Raw genomic sequence first — 15,926 nt, forward strand, 5'->3', positions numbered from 1 at the left:
AGGTGGCTCCGTATGCGTTAAGGACGCGTCAGGATTGGCTCAGCCGCGGGCATAAGAGATCAGTCTGCGTACGCTTGCTCCGCCGTCGATGTCGATGGCTGATTCTTTGCCGTACGACAGGAGCCCCCCACGATGGCCACCCCTGCCCGCTCCACGCGCCTGCGCGCGTGGTTGCTGGAAGGCCTGACCGCCGAGAACAGTTCGCCCGCAGCCAAGGAGGCAGCGGCCCAGCCCCACGGACGGCCGTGGTGGCGGGTCATGTGCCTCACAGGTCTCGACTACTTCTCCACCCTCGGCTACCAGCCCGGCATCGCCGCGCTCGCGGCCGGCCTGCTGTCGCCGCTCGCGACCATCGTGCTCGTGCTGCTGACCCTCTTCGGTGCGCTGCCGGTCTACCGGCGGGTGGCCGAGGAGAGCCCGCACGGCGAGGGCTCGATCGCCATGCTGGAACGGTTGCTGACGTTCTGGAAGGGCAAGCTGTTCGTCCTGACCCTGCTCGGGTTCGCGGCGACCGACTTCCTCATCACCATCACCCTGTCGGCGGCCGACGCCACCGCGCACCTGGTGGAGAACCCGCACCTCACCAGCACCCTCAACGGTCACCAGGTGCTCATCACCCTGATCATGATCGCGCTCCTCGGCGCGGTGTTCCTCAAGGGGTTCAGCGAGGCCATCGGCGTGGCCGTGGTCCTGGTGGCCGTCTACCTCGCGCTGAACGTCGTCGTCGTGGCCGTCGGCCTGTGGGAGGTGCTCAGCGCACCACAGGTCATCACCGACTGGACGGAGGCTCTGACCGCCGAGCACGGCAACCCGTTCATGATGATCGCCATCGCCCTCGTCGTGTTCCCGAAGCTCGCGCTAGGCCTGTCCGGCTTCGAGACCGGCGTGGCGGTCATGCCGCACGTCGAGGGCGACTCCGGCGACACCGAGGAAAAGCCCGCCGGCCGGATCCGCGGCGCCAAGAAGCTGCTGACCACCGCGGCCCTCATCATGAGCGTCTTCCTCATCACCAGCAGTTTCATCACCACGCTGCTGATCCCGCCCGCCCAGTTCCAGCCGGGCGGCGAGGCCAACGGCCGTGCCCTGGCCTACCTTGCGCACGAGTACATCGGCTCCGCCTTCGGCACCGTCTACGACATCTCCACGATCCTGATCCTGTGGTTCGCCGGATCCTCGGCCATGGCTGGCCTGCTGAACCTGATGCCGCGCTACCTGCCCCGCTACGGCATGGCCCCCTCCTGGGCCCGCGCCCTGCGCCCGATGGTCATCGTGTTCACCCTCATCGCGTTCCTGGTGACCTGGATCTTCGACGCGGACGTGGACGCGCAGGGCGGCGCGTACGCCACCGGTGTCCTGGTCCTGATCACCTCGGCGGCGGTCGCCGTGACCATTGCCGCTCGGAAGGCGGGTCAGCGGGGCTGGACGATCGCCTTCGGCGTGATCTCCGCGGTCTTCGTCTACACCACTGCCATCAACGTCGCCGAACGCCCCGACGGCGTGAAGATCGGCGCCTGCTTCATCGCCGGCATCATGGCCCTTTCGCTGCTCTCCCGCCTCGCCCGCGTCTTCGAGCTGCGCGTCACCCACATGGAATTCGACGACATGGCCCAGCGGTTCATCCGCGACACCGCCAACCGGACGATCCGCTTCATCGCCAACGAGCCGGACAGCCGGGACCTTGACGAGTACCGGCAGAAGAAGCAGCAGATCCGCGACGACAACGACATCCCGCCCGAGGACGACGTCATGTTCGTCGAGGTCACCGTCCTGGACGCGTCCGAGTTCGAGTCCGGGATGCGGGTACGCGGCGAGGTGCTCCACGACCGCTACCGCGTCCTGACCCTGGAGAGCTCCAGCATCCCCAACGCGCTGGCGGCGCTACTCCTGCACGTCCGCGACGAGACCGGCCAGCGCCCCCACATCTACTTCGAGTGGACCGAGGGCAACCCCATGGCCAACTTCCTCCGCTTCTTCCTCTTCGGCCAGGGCGAGGTCGCCCCCGTCACCCGCGAGGTCATCCGCGAGGCCGAACCCGACCGCACCCGACGGCCGCACGTCCACGCCGGCTGACCCTGGATCCGGCGTCAAGATGCCGACAGGAATCGAGCCTGCCCCTCGCCAAGGCGAGGGGCAGGCTCGATTCTCATGACGTGACCATCGACTGGCTTCCCGATCGCGGCATCCGCCGGGCGATCCTCGCCCTCGGCGCGGCGGGCCTGACCGTCATCGCCACCGGCGCCCTCCTCGAGGCTCTCTGGCTGCTCGGCCTCGGCGTCTGGGCGGTGATCGCCGCGATGATGATCGAGCTCGTCTACCGCCCCTAGCTGCCGATGCCCCGGTTGCGGTAGTCCTCCGGCGTCCGCGCCGTACGAGGACCCGGGCCGTGCCGTCCTGGAGCGCGATGACCGTGGGACGGCCCACGCGGCTGTAGCCAGAGGCCATGCAGCTGGACGGACGCCGGCCGGCGCGGTCGTCCCGGCTACTTCGGGTCGCAGTTGAACTGCGCCGTCGACCAGCGGTAGCCGAGCGCGATCAGGCCGACGCACCAGGCGATCGCGATCCAGCCGTTATCGCCGATCTCGGTGCCGAGGAGGAGGCCGCGCAGGGTCTCGATGGCGGGGGTGAAGGGCTGGTACTCGGCGATCGGCTGGAACCAGCCGGGCATGGTGTCGGCCGGGATGAACGCACTGGAGATGAGGGGGAGGACGATCAGTGGCATGGCCATGTTGCTGGCCGCCTCGGGGTTCGGGCTGGCCAGACCCATGCCGACCGCGATCCAGGTCAGCGCCAGGGCGAAGAGCACGATGAGCCCGAATGCCGCCAGCCACTCCAGGACGGTCGCGTCCGTGGAGCGGAAGCCGATGGCCACGCCGACGGCGCCGACGAGGACCACGCTCATGACGGATTGCAGCACGCTGCCGACAACGTGTCCGATGAGTACCGACGGGCGGTAGACCGCCATCGTGCGGAAGCGGGCGATGAGGCCCTCGGTCATATCCATGGAGACGTACACCGCGGCCCCGATCACGGTGCTGCCGATGGTCATCAGCAGCAAGCCCGGGACGATGTAGGCGATGTAGTCGGAGCGGTCGGCGCCGCCGCCACCGATGCCCGCGCTCATCACGTCGCCGAAGATGTAGACGAAGAGCAGCAGCATCATGATCGGCGTGAGCAGCAGGTTCAGGGTCCCTGACGGGTAGCGCCGCGCGTGCAGCAGGTTGCGGCGCAGCATCGTGTTGGAGTCGCGTACAGCGAGAGAGAGGGCGCTCATCGGGCTGTCTCCTTGGGCTGGTTGGGGACGGTGGCCGGGCCGGTCAGGGCGAAGAACACGTCGTCGAGGTCCGGGGTGTGAACGGTCAGTTCGTCCGCCTCGATGCCGGCGGAGTCGAGCCGGTCGAGAATGGAGCGCAGTTCGCGCTGACTGCCGTCGCTGGGGATGGACAGCGACAGAGCCTCGTCGTCCCGGGTGACCTCGCGCAGGGCGTCGGCAGCGGACTGGTACGCGGTCGGGCCGGTGAAGCGGAGCCGGACTTGCCCGCCCGGGACGAGCCGCTTGAGCTCCTCGGCGGTGCCCTCGGCGACGATCTTTCCGCCGTTCAACACCGCAATGCGGTCGGCCAGTTCGTCGGCCTCCTCCAGATACTGGGTGGTGAGGAAGACGGTCACGCCGTCGGCGACGAGGCTGCGGATGATGCCCCACATGTTGTGGCGGGAGCGCGGGTCGAGCCCTGTCGTCGGCTCATCGAGGAAGATGATCCGCGGGCTGCCGACCAGCGTCATCGCGAGGTCGAGGCGGCGCTTCATACCACCGGAGTAGGTGGAGGCGGGCTTCTTCGCGGCCTCCACCAGGTCGAAGCGCTCAAGGAGTTCGCGACCGACCCGCCGCCCCTCGTTCTGGGACAGATGGTGCAGGTCCGCCATGAGGAGCATGTTCTCCTCGCCGGTGATCAGGCCGTCGACGGCGGAGAACTGCCCTGTGACACCGATCGCGGCACGGACCGCCTGCGGGTCGGCGGCCAGGTCGTGCCCGCCGACGTGCAGCTCGCCGGCGTCGGCGGTGATGAGCGTGGACAGGATCTTCACGGCGGTGGTCTTTCCGGCGCCGTTCGGGCCGAGCAGCGCGAACACGGACCCGGCCGGAATGTGCAGGTCGATACCGTCGAGGACGAGCTTTTCGCCATAGGACTTGCGTAGTCCGACGGCGGAGACAGCGGTCGGCGACGGGCGACCGTCCACCCGGCTGGTCGTGGGCATGACAAATGAAGGCATGGCGACTTCCCTTTCGAAGGCAGGAGACGCAGGGGGATGCTGTTTCGGATTCGGCTCAAGCGAACGTCTGTGACGGCACGTCAGTCATGCGCATCGTCACGGGGAGGGTGTCGATCGCCCTGCCGCGGAGACTTGACCGTCGACGGTGTTGCCTGCGTCGGCAGGGCTGAGTCGGGCCTCGCCGGGGCTGCTCGGGCCACCTCGGCGGGCAGGATCTGCGGCGGCCTCTGGTAGTCGGTCGGACCGCATTTGTTCGCGCCGCGCCGAAGCGATGAGCCGTGCGTGCTATGCCCGCTGAGGTGAGCGGTGGAGGCTACTTCCCGGCCGTGCCGGGTTCCCTGTTGAGGGATTCCTGGTAGGCGTCCGCATAGGTCGGAGAGTCCTTGATCAGGTCGTCGCAGAACGCCGCGACGTCGCTGCCGATGAGTTGCAAGACGCCCTTGCCCGCTGCGACGCCCTCCTCGAAGAAGTCGACGATCCCGGGGAGCAGGGGCCCATCAGGCAGGTCGATCGGTCCGACCTTGAACAGGTACTTCTGCATTTCCTTGTAGACGATCTGGTAGTCCGGTGGAAGGGCATTGACCCGAGCCGTGTGCGCCCGCCACTGCTTCTTGCCCTCGATGATGTCCTGGATGCCCATGTCAGCCTCCCAGCCTGCTCAATTTCCTGGCGACGTTCCTGTTCAACTGCTCGCGCCAGCGGTCGCGATAGGTTCGGGCCCCTTCGCCGCCGGCCAGTGCCGTGCAGAAGCCCCGGATGTCATCGCCGAGCACCTCCTGGACGCTCTGCCCGTCCGCCGCCGTTTCTTCGTGCAGTCCCAGGGCGGCGTCGAGGATCGGCATCAGGTTGCGGCCGGTGAAGCCCCCGTGGGGGAGGAGATCGACCTTGATCTGTTCCCACGCAGCCCGGTAGTCAACCGGCAGGGCGGCGGCCCGGGCTTCGAACGCCTTCCATTCCCTGGTGAGATCGCTGCCTGTGATGGTCTCCCAGAAGTTCATCGCCCGCCCTCCTTGAGCTTGTCGATGCGTGATGAGACGTACTGCCATTTCGCCCAGAACTTCGCGAGCTCCTCGCGGCCCGCGTCGTTGAGCGCGTAGAACTTGCGCGGGGGACCGACCCCGGATGGTCGCTTCGTCACCTGGACGAGTCCGTTCCTCTCCAGTCGCAGCAAGATGGTGTACACCGTCCCCTCGATGACGTCGGTGAAGCCCAGCTCGTTCAGCTGACGGGTGATGGCGTACCCGTAGGTCTCCTCGCGGTCGATGATCTCGAGCACGCACCCTTCGAGCGTGCCCTTCAGCATCTCCGTCAGGTCGTCCATCTCAAGTCTTCCTCCTCGGCGTCACCGGTACTGCGTAGTACCGAGTACAGCTATACGGTATCACCGAGTAGTGGAGGGTTCCAGCAATCGGCGAACAGGGACCGGACCCTGTGATCCGCGCCGCTGCCGGCCTCGAGCGTCTGCCGCGAGCTGATCACGATCGAGTGGTGCAAAGCGTCGTCGTCGACCACGTACACGTCCCGGCGCCGCTGCGAATCGCGTCCGCACGGGACGAACCCCGGCGCTTCGCCTACACGTGGGGGTGCCGCGACCCCGAGCACTACGCCGTTCCCCAGCTCGACCTCCGGAGGGAGTCCGGCGGGGCGGGCACCTGGCCCTCCGGCCACGGCGAGACCGGGTGCTTGGGTGCGCAGCTGGCCCGTGTCGAGATGCGGGTCGCGTTCTCCGCGCTTCTCGAGTGCGTTCCCACGCTGCGCGTGGCCGTACCGGGCGCGGAGGTTGTCCTGCGTCCCGAGACGCGGGACATCTGCGGGGTGAGGTATCTCCCGGTCGCTTGGGACGTGTGACCGCGAGCCAGTGACAGGTGACGCCGTCTACGGTCTCCGCCACCGCTGGGGTGCCCGCCTGCGTCGATCGTGTCTGCGGCGCCGTACTGGGACGGTGAACAGACCCCTCGCCGTGCCATGCCGGTCGGCCTGGAAAGATGGCGCCCTCGCCCACCCCACTCCACGCCGCAGCCAAGGGAATTGTGGCGGTCCGAGAAGAGGCGCGCCTCGCAGATCGCTCCCGGGTGCTCATGTCATGCGTTCAGTTGGGCGCGAATGAGCGAGTCGAGTCGTTCCCACGCCGGGGACGAAGCGTTGACCCTGCCCTGGATGAGGGCGGGGATCTCGGAGCCCGTATCCAGCCCGGGCCGTTCGTCGGGCCCGTAGCGCTCCCGATTCGCCTCGGCGATACGGCGGGCGAGGTCGTCGAGGCGCGGGTCGTCGGCGTCGAGGTCGTGCGCGTGGTCGTAGCCGAGGAAGAGCTGCCGTAGCGCCGGGTCGGCCAAGATCTGGGCCTGGTCGTGAAACAGGGTGATCGCACGGTCCGGGTGGGTGGCGAACACGAGGATCCACAAGTCGCGTTGCAGGTCCACCCATCGAGGCGTGAATCCCCAACGGGCCAGGTCCTCCAGATGGGCGACGACTTCGCCGGGGAGCGGTACCAGCCGCCCGGCGGCGAGCCGGTGCAGCCGCCCCTGTGTTTCCTGCAGGCTGCGGATGCGGGCGCCGAGTTCGTCGTCGATCTCTCCCAGCGCCTGCCGGAATTCCTCGTCGCTTGCCGCTCTCAGATCCCGGATACGAGCCAGAGGGACGCCGGCTTCTGCCAGTGTCCGGATCTTGATCAGTTCGACGGCGTCGTTCGCACCGTACCGCCGGTAGCCGGACGCGTCGCGGTCGGGTTCGGGGAGCAACCCCTTGTCGTGGTAGACGCGGACGGTCTTGATCGACACTCCGATGTAGCCGGCCAGCTGTCCGATGGTGATCACGCGCTCATCGTCCCACTTGACCTTGCCCCAGGGGCAAGGTTGCAGCATGGCGTCATGGAGAACACGAATCCCGATCGGGAGACCCTCCGCGAGCTGGCCGACGAGGGCAACGAGACCGCGCTGGACCGGCTGGCCGACCTCGCGGACGCGGCCGGCGACCTCGCGGAGCTGAGCGACCTGTTGGACGAGGGATCCCGGCACGCCGGGTTCTTACTCACCCGACGCGCGGTGGCAGCCGGTGACCTGCGTGAGCTGCAACGGATCTCCGATGCCGGATACGAAGATGCCGGAACGGAGCTGGACCGGCTGCTGCAGGCACCGGGCGGTCATCAGGGCTGACGATCCGCCCGGCCGCCGCACCTACGCGATCTCAGCTCGGATGGCTACGCGTCGCGATCGTCCATGACCACTTCTTCCCGCATCTCACCATGAAGACATGAAGAAGCGCAGGCGGCGAACGTGCCGTGGCGTGGCCCTAGACGCCGATGTCCCGGCTCCGGTAGTCCTGCAGGGTTTCCCGCCGGACCAGGAGCCGGGCAGTGCGCTCGTGGACGGCGACGACGGCGGGGCGGCCGACCAGGTTGTAGCCGGATGCCATGGACAGCTGGTAGGCACCGGCAACCGGAACGGCAAGCAGGTCGCCGGGGCGGATGTCGCCGGGCAGGTGCACGTCGGCGGCGAGGACGTCGCCGGCCTCGCAGTGGCGGCCGACGACCGTGGTCGTACGGGTTTCGGCAGCCGAGGTTCTGCCGATCAGACGGGGGGCGTAGCGCACCCCGTACAGGGCGGGCCGCGGGTTGTCGCTCATGCCGCCGTCGACGGCGACGAACACCTTCTCGCCGGTGTGCTTGACAGCGAGCACCCGGTACAGGGCGACTCCGGCCGGCCCGACGACGGCCCGCCCGGGCTCGATGAGAAGCCGTGGGACGGTCAGCCGGGCAGCGGCGCAGCCCTCAATGAGCTCCGCCCGCAGCCGTCGGGCCAGCGCGGTCAGGTCCAAGGCGGGTTCTCCGGGCCGGTAGGCAATGCCGTGGCCGCCGCCCATGTCCAGCTCGGGCAGGACGACGCCGTGCGCGTCGCGGATGCGGGCCATCAGCCCCACCATCCGGCGCAGGGCCACCAGGTAGGGCTTCACGTCGGTGATCTGCGAGCCGATGTGGCAGTGCAGGCCGGTCAGTTCGAGCTGCGGCTGGCCGAGGATTCGTGTGACGGCGTGCTGCGCGCCCCCGTCGGTGAGGGAGAGGCCGAACTTCTGGTCGTCCGTACCGGTGCGGATCTTGTCGTGGCCGCCTGCCGAGACTCCCGGCACCACGCGCACCATGACCTTCTGGTGCCCGTCGGCGGCCGCGATCCTGGCGATCTCGGACGGACTGTCGATGACGATCCGCCCCACGCCGAGGCGTAGCGCCGCCTCCAGGTCGCGGGGCGACTTGGCGTTGCCGTGCAGCACGATGCGCTCGGGTGGGAAACCGGAGGTGACGGCGAGCTCCAGTTCCCCGGCCGAGCACACGTCCAGGCCCAGTCCTTCCTCCTGAACCCAGCGCACCATGGCGCGGGACAGGAACGCCTTGGCGGCGTACAGCACGTCGGCGTCCGGGAAGGCGTCCCGGTAGGTCCGGCAGCGCCCGCGTACCTCGCCTTCGTCCAGTACGTAGGCCGGTGTGTCGAACCGGTCGGCGATCTCGGTGAGGGGGACTCCGCCGACGGCCAGGCCGCCGTGCGGGAGCGGGGTCGTGGACGCGGGCCATATGGAGAGTTCACGCGCGTCGGTCGGCATGGCGGAGAGGGCGGTGATAGTCATGTGTGATCCCTTCAGGCCGTCCGGGCCGTGGTTCCGGGTGCCTGCGTGACCGGTGCCGCGAGCAGGGCGGTGCTCGCGGCCGCGGTGACCGGGGGTGCGGTGAGGGTCGGGTCGACGGTCAGCAGGTGCACCCCGAGTGGTTCGGACATGGCCCGGAGAGCGGCTTCGGAGAGCCGGATCCAGGGCTGGGCCGTGCCGAGCGCGGCGGCGATCCGGTCCGGGCTGGTGAAGCCGACGGCGGTACGGGTTCCCAACGGGGTGCGGAACAGCCGCACCACCTGGTGTGCTCCTCCCGGCCGGGCGGGCACGTACAGAGGCCCGGCCGGGGCCTGTTCTTCAGGCTCGGGGTCGTCGTCGTACAGGAACAAACACATGGGGCCCTCCCTGAGGAACCACGAGTGGCGATTGGCGCCCCGGCTGCGGGGAGGCGGGCCGGGGCGCGTCATCGAAGCTATCCCCGCACCCCTGCACCTGTGGCCACCTCGTAACGGGACCCATACGGCGACCGGCCATGTTCTTACGGATCACTGACGGCCGGAGCCACGGGCATCAGAAACCCGTCATGGTTACGGATCTCCGCGTTAGAAGGCCATCAGCAACATCACGTCATCCTCCATTCCGGCTCTTCTATGGGAACTGGTGGACGAAGCAGAGAGGGAAGAGGCCGTGCGAAGAGTCGTGGTCGGTGTGACGGGAACGCCGGGGAGTCTGTCCGCGCTGCACCGGGCGGCCGCAGAGGCCCGCGTGCGCGATGCGGAGCTGCGGGTCGTCCTGGCCTGGCAGTCACCGGGCGGTGAGCTCGGAAGCCGCAACGGCCTCGGGCCCTCCGCCCTGGCGGAATGCCGCGCCGCGGTTGTCGAAAGACTCCGCGAGGTCCTCGATACGGCGTTCGGTGCCGTAAAGCCCGGTGTCACTGTCGCCGGCCTCACGGTACGGGGGACCCCGGGCGCGGCCCTCGTGGACGCTGCCCGCGACGCGCAGGACCTCCTCGTCGTCGGCACGGGATCACGCGCCGCGTTGCGCCGCCTCGTCCGCCCTTCGGTGGCCCGCTACTGCCTCGCGCACGCCGCCTGCCCTGTTCTCGTTGTGCCTCCGTCTCCACTCCAGAGCGAGCTCGATGCCGCACGCCGACGCAACTTCTGGAGAATGCCGCTGGACACACGGGAGCTGACTCCGTGAGCCGGGTGACGCCATCACCGTGAGGAGGCGAGCCCGTGTCGACGGGGGAACGGGGTCTTTCGGCATGCGATCGACGTGCTCAGCTGACCGCGTGCACTGTCAGCAGCAGTCGCAGCCGGGCGGGCACGCGCAGTTGGCCTCGGTCTCGCCAGGTTTGATCGCGTCGCCGACAGGCATGGGGCCGCAGCAGGACTCGCCGCGCCAGGCGTCACGGCCTTCCTTGACGGCTACGGAGGCGATCACCAGGGCGGTGATCGGGTCGGCCCAGGCCCATCCGAGGAGCATGTTGGCCAGCAGTCCGGCCAGCAGGACCGCCGACAGATACGTGCACAGTAGGGTCTGCTTGGAGTCCGCGACAGCGGACGCGGAGCCGAGTTCGCGGCCGGCACGGCGTTGGGCGGCCGACAGGAACGGCATCACAGCGAGGGACACGGCGGCCAGGACGACGCCGGTAAGGGAGTGCTCGGCCTCGCCCGTTCCGGTCAGGGCACGGACGGAGTCGACGCCGACGTATATGGCGAGTGTGAAGAAGGAGATGGCGATGATCCGGAGTGCTGTCTTCTCCCTGGCCTCGCGTACCTCGTGCTCCCGGGCGGAGAACTGCCAGGCGACCGCAGCTGCGGAGGAGACCTCGATGGCCGAGTCGAGGCCGAAGCCGACCAGCGCGGTCGAGGAGGCGATCGTGCCAGCGGTGATCGCGATGACGCCCTCGATCACGTTGTAGGTGATGGTGGCAGCGACCAGGAGCCTTATGCGTCGGGCCAGCAGATCACGGCGGGCCGGGGCTGGCCCGAAGGATATGGAAGCCATCAGCAGCAGCCCTCCTCGTCAGCGTTGGCGCAGGTGCGGTCGGCATCGACGGCGATGACCGCCGTCCGCAGATCATCCAGGGCGTGCCCGAGCCGCTCGTCGGCGAGCTCGTAGCGGGTTCGGCGCCCGTCAGGCAGGGCGACGACCAGGCCGCAGTCCCGCAGGCAGGCCAGGTGGTTGGACAGCCGCGTCCGCGAGACGCCGATGCGGTCGGCCAGATCGGAGGGATACGCGGGTGCTTCGCGCAAGGCGAGCAGCAGCTGGCAGCGGATGGGGTCGGCGAGCGCGCGGCCGAACCGGGCCAGCACCTCGATGTCTGGGGCGATCGTCAGCACCCAACCGACAGTACACGTAGTCCTGAATCCAGGAAACTGTGTACTGATGCGCTGCTGCTGGCGTGCTTGCCTGGGAGGGCATACGCGAGCTGCTGGACGTCCGGGACGAGGGTGCGTGCGCGGCGGTGCGGACCCGGATGGTGCCGCTGGGGGTCAAGGGGCCGCACCACGCCGGGACTCCTCGCCTCGATGCTCATCGCGGGCCTCGTCCTGCTCGCCGTGCTCGCCCCGTGGATGCTGACCGCGGCCGACTCGATCGGCGGCGTACCGACTTCGGGCACCGAGCCCCCAACACCCCTTCGGTACGAACCAGACCGGCCGCGACCTACTCGCTCGTGTCATCCACGGAGCCCGGCTCTCGCTCACCACGGCCGGCATCGCCGTCGCGCTGGGCCTGCTCGGCGGTAGCGCCCTGGGCCTCGGCGCCGGCTTCCTGGGTGGCTGGTACGGCGAGATCACCATGCGCTGCCTCGGCGTCTTGCTCGCCATCCCCCCGCTGCTCCTCTCTCTCGCCCTGATCGCGGCACTTGGCTCCGGTACCGTCAACGTCGCCATCACGGTCGGCCTGTCGACGGTCGCGAACTTCGCGCGGGTGACGAGAGCCGAGACGCTGCGCGTCTGCCGGTCAGGCTCCGTCGAGGCGGCACGCTCCCTGGGCGCCGGCCACTGCCGGATCCTCGTCCGCCACGTCCTCCCACACGCCCAGGGCCCGCTGCTCTCCCTCCTGGCACTCGAACTCGGCATCGCGATCCTCGCGGTCTCCGGCCTGAGCTTCCTCGGCTACGGCGCCGACCCGCCCACACCCGAATCGGGCCTGCTGGTGGCGGACGGGCGCGACTACGTGGCGACGTCCTGGTGTCAACCGCCTGGCCGGCTGGCTCGAAGGGCAGGAGCGCCTCGGCACCGTCTATCTCGTGTGGCTGGGGATCGCCACCTGGCGCTCGGTGCGATCCTGCGCCACGCCGATGGCAGGCCGACACTGGCGTGCGCTGTGGGCAGGGCTCGGTGGATTCGGACAGGGATCTGGTCGAGCGTCCTCAACCCCAAGGCCGCCTCCGTCTACCTCTGGCCAGGTTCGCGTCCGCGGCGTTGCCGACTTCGCGGAGTCGCACGGTGGTGTGGGGACCCCCGCTGTGGTGAGTGGGCCGCGTTGCTTGAGCGGCCTGGCCGAGTGGTTCTTCGCGCACAGGAGCGATAAGCGTTGTTCTTGGGTGGTGTCCCGGTTTCAGGGGTCGCTGGTCCGGTTCTAGAGGAAGCCGATCGCCGAGCGCGGCCAGTGTGTCGGTGAGATCGGATGAGCCTTGCCTCGGGTCGCAAGAGATCGACGTTGGCCGGTGTATGGCGGGTCCGCCCAGGCTGCCACGAATGCATCCACGGGCTGTCACTGGGTAGGTGGGGCGGCGGAGTCGCGCCGATCCAGTTCCGGAAGGAATAAATCCCCCTGGTCAGACCCGTGGGTGGATACTCCGATGCTGACTTTTGCTGACTTCTAGGGACTCGCAACGCTCTGACCTGCGGAAACGTCGAACGATCCAATGGTTCTGGAACTGGATCGGACGGTCACACGATGATATCGCGCAGGCCCGCGAAGACTGGATGAACGGGTCCCGATTCGGCGAGGTCAAGGGCTATGACGGCCCTCCGATTCCCTCCCCGGAACTGCCTCCTACCCACCTGAAGCCGAGGGGAAGGGTTCGTTGACCTGCTGTTTTACGCGGCTGGGGGCTGGGGGTGGCGCTCGCACCCAGCCCTCCGCTTGTCCTGGTGGAAGGGAGGCTGTCGAGCACGGTCCGACAGCCGTCGGCGCAGGCGGTTGAGTCTCATCTGTCGCAGGCTGTAATCAGCTTTGCTCAGACGAATGCTGACCTTTTGCTGACTTTACTGACGAGTAGTTAGATTGGTCCTAGGTTTGCGCCGGATTGCCTTGCCTGCAAAGGACGGCGGATGCTGCCCTTGCATCGTCGGCTCCGACAGCCTTGTAGACGGAGCTGGCCAAGGTGTTCGATCTGTCGCCGGAGTGGGCGCGTGGGCATGTGGTGGACGTTGTGGACAAGTGACAACAGCCTCGCTGCTCCGGTCCCGCCCGCCAGCCACTGGCGGGAGACTGCGTGGGTGCTGGAGGTTGCACCTCCGGGCAGACCGGACGTAGCTGCTGCTCGGCGAGGAACGATGCGCTGATCGCGTAGGCGATCGAGGGCCGGACCGTGCGCGCCTGCTGCGCAATCACCGGCGGTGTGTGCTGAATCTCCGGAGTCAGGGTGTGACGTCGCCGTTGCAGAAATTGTCGCTGCTCGCCAGAGTCCGGTAAGTGACTCCTTCCCAGCCGTTGGGGCGGTCAGCGAGGCGTGTGGCGGCCTCGTCCGCCAAGTAGTTGCGCACTTCCTGGGCCCCACCAATGTGACGCAGAGCGGTGAGCAGGCTGAGGATGCCGCTCAGGGTGCGGTTCGCTTGGATGGCGAAGAGACTGGACAGTCCAAAAAGTCCGAAGTGGTACTGAACTCGGTCAGTGAGGACTTGATCCCAGGATGGCGAGGGGCTGACGAAGAAGTCGAGCCAAAGAGGGCTGTCGCCCACGATCCTCGCGTCGAGCCAGTGGTCATCGTCGATGCGGTCGAGGTAGGGGTGCAGAGGAGTCGTCTCAAGACTCGTCGGGAGGGCGTCGCCCTTGGCGTGGTTGCAGTCGGCGCAGGCGGGCACCAGGTTCAAGGGATCGACGCACAGCGCAGGGAACGACTTCTTTGGTAGGACGTGGTCAAGGGTTCTGACGACCCCGTGTCCGCACAGGGGGCAACGATCATGTTGCGGGGCTGTTCTCAGCTGCTCGTAGATGACTCGACCGTTCTTGGTACCGAGCATGCCGTTCTCGTAGACCCACGCCACGGCTTCGGCCGCTGAGATATTCGGTAGGGCGAAGGCCGCGCACTCCAGGGTGTGCAGGGAGCCTTGCTGGGCCGCGCACCGGAATTGCTCGCCTGCTTCCTCGATGCGTTCAGTGGCGGCCAGAAGTCGTGCCTGGCGGGACGCGTTCCGGGTGCCAGCCACACACGCCTCGTAACTTTGACGGGCGGTGACCCTGGGCGGCTCCAGAGGCCACATCAGCGGCGCCCCTGCGACGTTTGGTAGGCGAGCAGAATCCGCACGAGGCCCTTCGCCTCCCCGCCGAGCTGTCCGCCGAATCGGGCTAGGACCTGCTCGTACGTGCCCAGTTCCCGGACTGCCTTCTCGATCTCGGCGTGAAACCCGGACCGCCGGACTTCGAGGCCGAATATCTCGTGGGTGAGAACCCCGACGTTCTCGCCGTAGGTCTCGATCGATGGCCGCTCCGGCTGCATGGTGCCCCGGCGGCTGACCTTCCAGACACAGGAGCGCGGGACCTCCTGCAGGACCACCGGCGAGTGGGTGCCCAGGAGTGCGACCGCATTGCGGTCGGTGAGCAGGTCGGACAGGGCCCTGACGAAGGACGCCAGAAGCGGGGGATGTAGATGTCCTTCAGGCTCGTCGAGGAGCACCAGCGACCGCTCGGCGACGGTTTCCACCAGACGCGTCATCGTCAGCAGGACAATCGCATGCCCCGAGCTGAGACTGGAAAAGATCTCCAAAGCAGTGTCACGGTCGCTCGTACGGCCGAACACGCCTCGGTCCAGGAGAGCCTGCGCGAAGGAGCGGACCGGAGATTCGAAGAAGTACGGGTCGCTACCCAACGTCTCTAGCGCCTTGATCCAACTGTGGACTCGGCCGGCGGCGACAACCTCCTCCACGCTCTTGGAGAACTCCTTGCTTAGGTCAAGGCGGGTCTTGCGCTCCCGAGTCGGGCGCCCCAGCTCATCCACCTTGGCAAGGCCCACATACCTGAAGGAAGCACCCGCAACGTTGTCCTCGGCCGCGGGAGGTGGTTGGCCGTCGGTAACGTCCAGCGCACCGTCCCAGCCTTCCAGCTCACCCTGTTCAGCAGCGCCCTGTTCCGACTCGAACTGCTCCTGAGCCGGGTCGAAGGCGCTGAAGGTCACGCAGACCACGTTGACGAAGGAGCCGGGTCCATCCTCGCCCCAGATGAGACGCCCGACGGCATCGCTGTCCTCTTCCGGATGTACGACGGCCCTGGTGATGTCGCCGAGCACCGTGGTCTTTCCGACCCCGTTCCGACCGATCAGAACGTGAATGTTAGTGGGGGGCTGTGCATGCGGCTCGACTGAAAAGGAGAGGTGCCAGGGTTTCGTGGCACTGCCGTTCGAGCTGCCGTGCCCGGCGGGGCCCAGGTAGTCGAACCGGTACTCCGTGAGCCGGGGACCGCCCTGCGCGATGCGCCGGAACTGGGCTGCCACCGTCCGTGTCTCGAGGCTACGCAGCAGCGATGTGTGGGTGACGTCCCATTGCATGGCGGTTGCGAAGACCGAGGGGTCGACCGCCATATCGCACAGACCGTTCAAGACCGCGTGCCGCGTCTCATTACCAAGCTTGCGGATGTTCTCGTAATAAAGGTCGCTCTGCCCCACGGAAAACCAGTACAGGCGCTGATCAAGTCCCGATAGTGCGGAGAACGACCCTGCCTCGAGAGGCCTCTCGCCCCGAATCAGGTCGGCATACCCGATCTTTACCGCACCCAACTCGATGAGCGATCCGTGGTTACGGAACCACAGTTGGTAGAGCGTCATGTACTCATCGTCCGCTGCATAGCTGTCAGGTCCTGGATCGCCGCGTGGCGCCAGCAAGCAGGCGCGA

General features: G+C 67.8%; 18 protein-coding genes and 1 pseudogene. 7 read left to right on the forward strand and 12 right to left on the reverse strand.

Going from position 1 to position 15,926, the window contains the following annotated elements; all coding sequences use genetic code 11:
* Positions 1-132: 132 nt before the first annotated feature.
* A complete protein-coding gene (locus tag OG386_RS45285) occupies positions 133-2,070 on the forward strand; it encodes an amino acid transporter (protein WP_328793061.1) in 1,938 nt (645 codons plus the stop codon).
* 80 nt (positions 2,071-2,150) lie between these two features.
* Positions 2,151-2,324 (forward strand): hypothetical protein, encoded by a 174-nt coding sequence (locus OG386_RS45290; protein WP_214346528.1) that lies wholly within the window; start codon positions 2,151-2,153, stop codon positions 2,322-2,324.
* A 155-nt stretch (positions 2,325-2,479) separates the two neighbouring features.
* Here the strand turns inward: OG386_RS45290 and OG386_RS45295 are convergent, their stop codons facing one another.
* From OG386_RS45295 to OG386_RS45315, 5 genes are all read right to left on the reverse strand, one after another.
* The gene (locus tag OG386_RS45295) at positions 2,480-3,271 is read right to left on the reverse strand and encodes an ABC transporter permease (RefSeq protein ID WP_328793062.1); all 792 of its coding nucleotides are present in this window, start codon (positions 3,269-3,271) and stop codon (positions 2,480-2,482) included.
* The gene (locus tag OG386_RS45300; RefSeq protein ID WP_443053289.1) at positions 3,268-4,269 is read right to left on the reverse strand and encodes an ATP-binding cassette domain-containing protein; all 1,002 of its coding nucleotides are present in this window, start codon (positions 4,267-4,269) and stop codon (positions 3,268-3,270) included. The genes OG386_RS45295 and OG386_RS45300 overlap by 4 nt, the downstream gene beginning before the upstream one ends.
* A 313-nt stretch (positions 4,270-4,582) precedes the next feature.
* Positions 4,583-4,909 carry a DUF1048 domain-containing protein gene (locus tag OG386_RS45305; protein WP_214346411.1) on the reverse strand — a complete coding sequence of 109 codons (327 nt, stop codon included), beginning with the start codon at positions 4,907-4,909 and terminating at the stop codon, positions 4,583-4,585.
* A gap of 1 nt (position 4,910) precedes the next feature.
* Positions 4,911-5,267 carry a DUF1048 domain-containing protein gene (locus OG386_RS45310; RefSeq protein ID WP_328793063.1) on the reverse strand — a complete coding sequence of 119 codons (357 nt, stop codon included), beginning with the start codon at positions 5,265-5,267 and terminating at the stop codon, positions 4,911-4,913.
* A complete protein-coding gene (locus tag OG386_RS45315) occupies positions 5,264-5,590 on the reverse strand; it encodes a PadR family transcriptional regulator (RefSeq protein WP_214346405.1) in 327 nt (108 codons plus the stop codon). Before OG386_RS45315 ends, OG386_RS45310 begins: the two co-directional genes overlap by 4 nt.
* A gap of 167 nt (positions 5,591-5,757) precedes the next feature.
* On the opposite strand from OG386_RS45315, the gene OG386_RS45320 reads away from it, so the two are divergent.
* A complete protein-coding gene (locus OG386_RS45320; RefSeq protein ID WP_328793064.1) occupies positions 5,758-6,117 on the forward strand; it encodes a hypothetical protein in 360 nt (119 codons plus the stop codon).
* Positions 6,118-6,350: 233 nt separating this feature from the next.
* On the opposite strand, the gene OG386_RS45325 is transcribed toward OG386_RS45320, so the two are convergent.
* On the reverse strand, positions 6,351-7,082 hold the full coding sequence (locus OG386_RS45325; RefSeq protein WP_328793065.1) for a MerR family transcriptional regulator: 732 nt from the start codon (positions 7,080-7,082) through the stop codon (positions 6,351-6,353).
* Between the two features lie 54 nt (positions 7,083-7,136).
* Between OG386_RS45325 and OG386_RS45330 the strand changes: the two genes are divergently transcribed.
* Complete coding sequence (locus OG386_RS45330) at positions 7,137-7,421, forward strand: hypothetical protein (RefSeq protein WP_266845868.1); 285 nt, start codon at positions 7,137-7,139, stop codon at positions 7,419-7,421.
* Positions 7,422-7,557: 136 nt separating this feature from the next.
* Here OG386_RS45330 and lysA read toward each other — a convergent pair whose 3' ends face one another.
* Positions 7,558-8,883, reverse strand: coding sequence for a diaminopimelate decarboxylase (lysA, locus tag OG386_RS45335; RefSeq protein ID WP_328793066.1), 1,326 nt, complete (start codon positions 8,881-8,883; stop codon positions 7,558-7,560).
* Positions 8,884-8,894: 11 nt separating this feature from the next.
* Complete coding sequence (locus tag OG386_RS45340; protein ID WP_214346368.1) at positions 8,895-9,257, reverse strand: SAV_915 family protein; 363 nt, start codon at positions 9,255-9,257, stop codon at positions 8,895-8,897.
* Between the two features lie 292 nt (positions 9,258-9,549).
* Between OG386_RS45340 and OG386_RS45345 the strand changes: the two genes are divergently transcribed.
* A complete protein-coding gene (locus tag OG386_RS45345; RefSeq protein ID WP_328793067.1) occupies positions 9,550-10,062 on the forward strand; it encodes a universal stress protein in 513 nt (170 codons plus the stop codon).
* Between the two features lie 99 nt (positions 10,063-10,161).
* On the opposite strand, the gene OG386_RS45350 is transcribed toward OG386_RS45345, so the two are convergent.
* Complete coding sequence (locus OG386_RS45350) at positions 10,162-10,872, reverse strand: cation transporter (RefSeq protein ID WP_328793068.1); 711 nt, start codon at positions 10,870-10,872, stop codon at positions 10,162-10,164.
* On the reverse strand, positions 10,872-11,207 hold the full coding sequence (locus OG386_RS45355) for an ArsR/SmtB family transcription factor (protein ID WP_214346358.1): 336 nt from the start codon (positions 11,205-11,207) through the stop codon (positions 10,872-10,874). Before OG386_RS45355 ends, OG386_RS45350 begins: the two co-directional genes overlap by 1 nt.
* A gap of 412 nt (positions 11,208-11,619) precedes the next feature.
* Here OG386_RS45355 and OG386_RS47135 point away from each other — a divergent pair, with 412 nt between their 5' ends.
* Together OG386_RS47135 and OG386_RS45360 are read left to right on the forward strand one after the other, a co-directional pair.
* A complete protein-coding gene (locus OG386_RS47135) occupies positions 11,620-12,405 on the forward strand; it encodes an ABC transporter permease (RefSeq protein WP_443053334.1) in 786 nt (261 codons plus the stop codon).
* Between the two features lie 341 nt (positions 12,406-12,746).
* Positions 12,747-12,908 (forward strand): annotated as a pseudogene (locus tag OG386_RS45360) (pirin family protein); the annotation flags it as partial.
* 552 nt (positions 12,909-13,460) lie between these two features.
* Here the strand turns inward: OG386_RS45360 and OG386_RS45365 are convergent.
* On the reverse strand, positions 13,461-14,249 hold the full coding sequence (locus OG386_RS45365; protein WP_314245546.1) for an HNH endonuclease: 789 nt from the start codon (positions 14,247-14,249) through the stop codon (positions 13,461-13,463).
* Positions 14,250-14,302: 53 nt separating this feature from the next.
* Positions 14,303-15,859: an AAA family ATPase gene (locus OG386_RS45370; RefSeq protein WP_158734312.1), complete on the reverse strand. Its 1,557-nt coding sequence runs from the start codon at positions 15,857-15,859 to the stop codon at positions 14,303-14,305.
* Between the last annotated feature and the right edge of the window lie 67 nt (positions 15,860-15,926).

It is taken from the genome of Streptomyces sp. NBC_00273, from assembly GCF_036178145.1.
Taxonomy (GTDB): Bacteria; Actinomycetota; Actinomycetes; order Streptomycetales; family Streptomycetaceae; genus Streptomyces.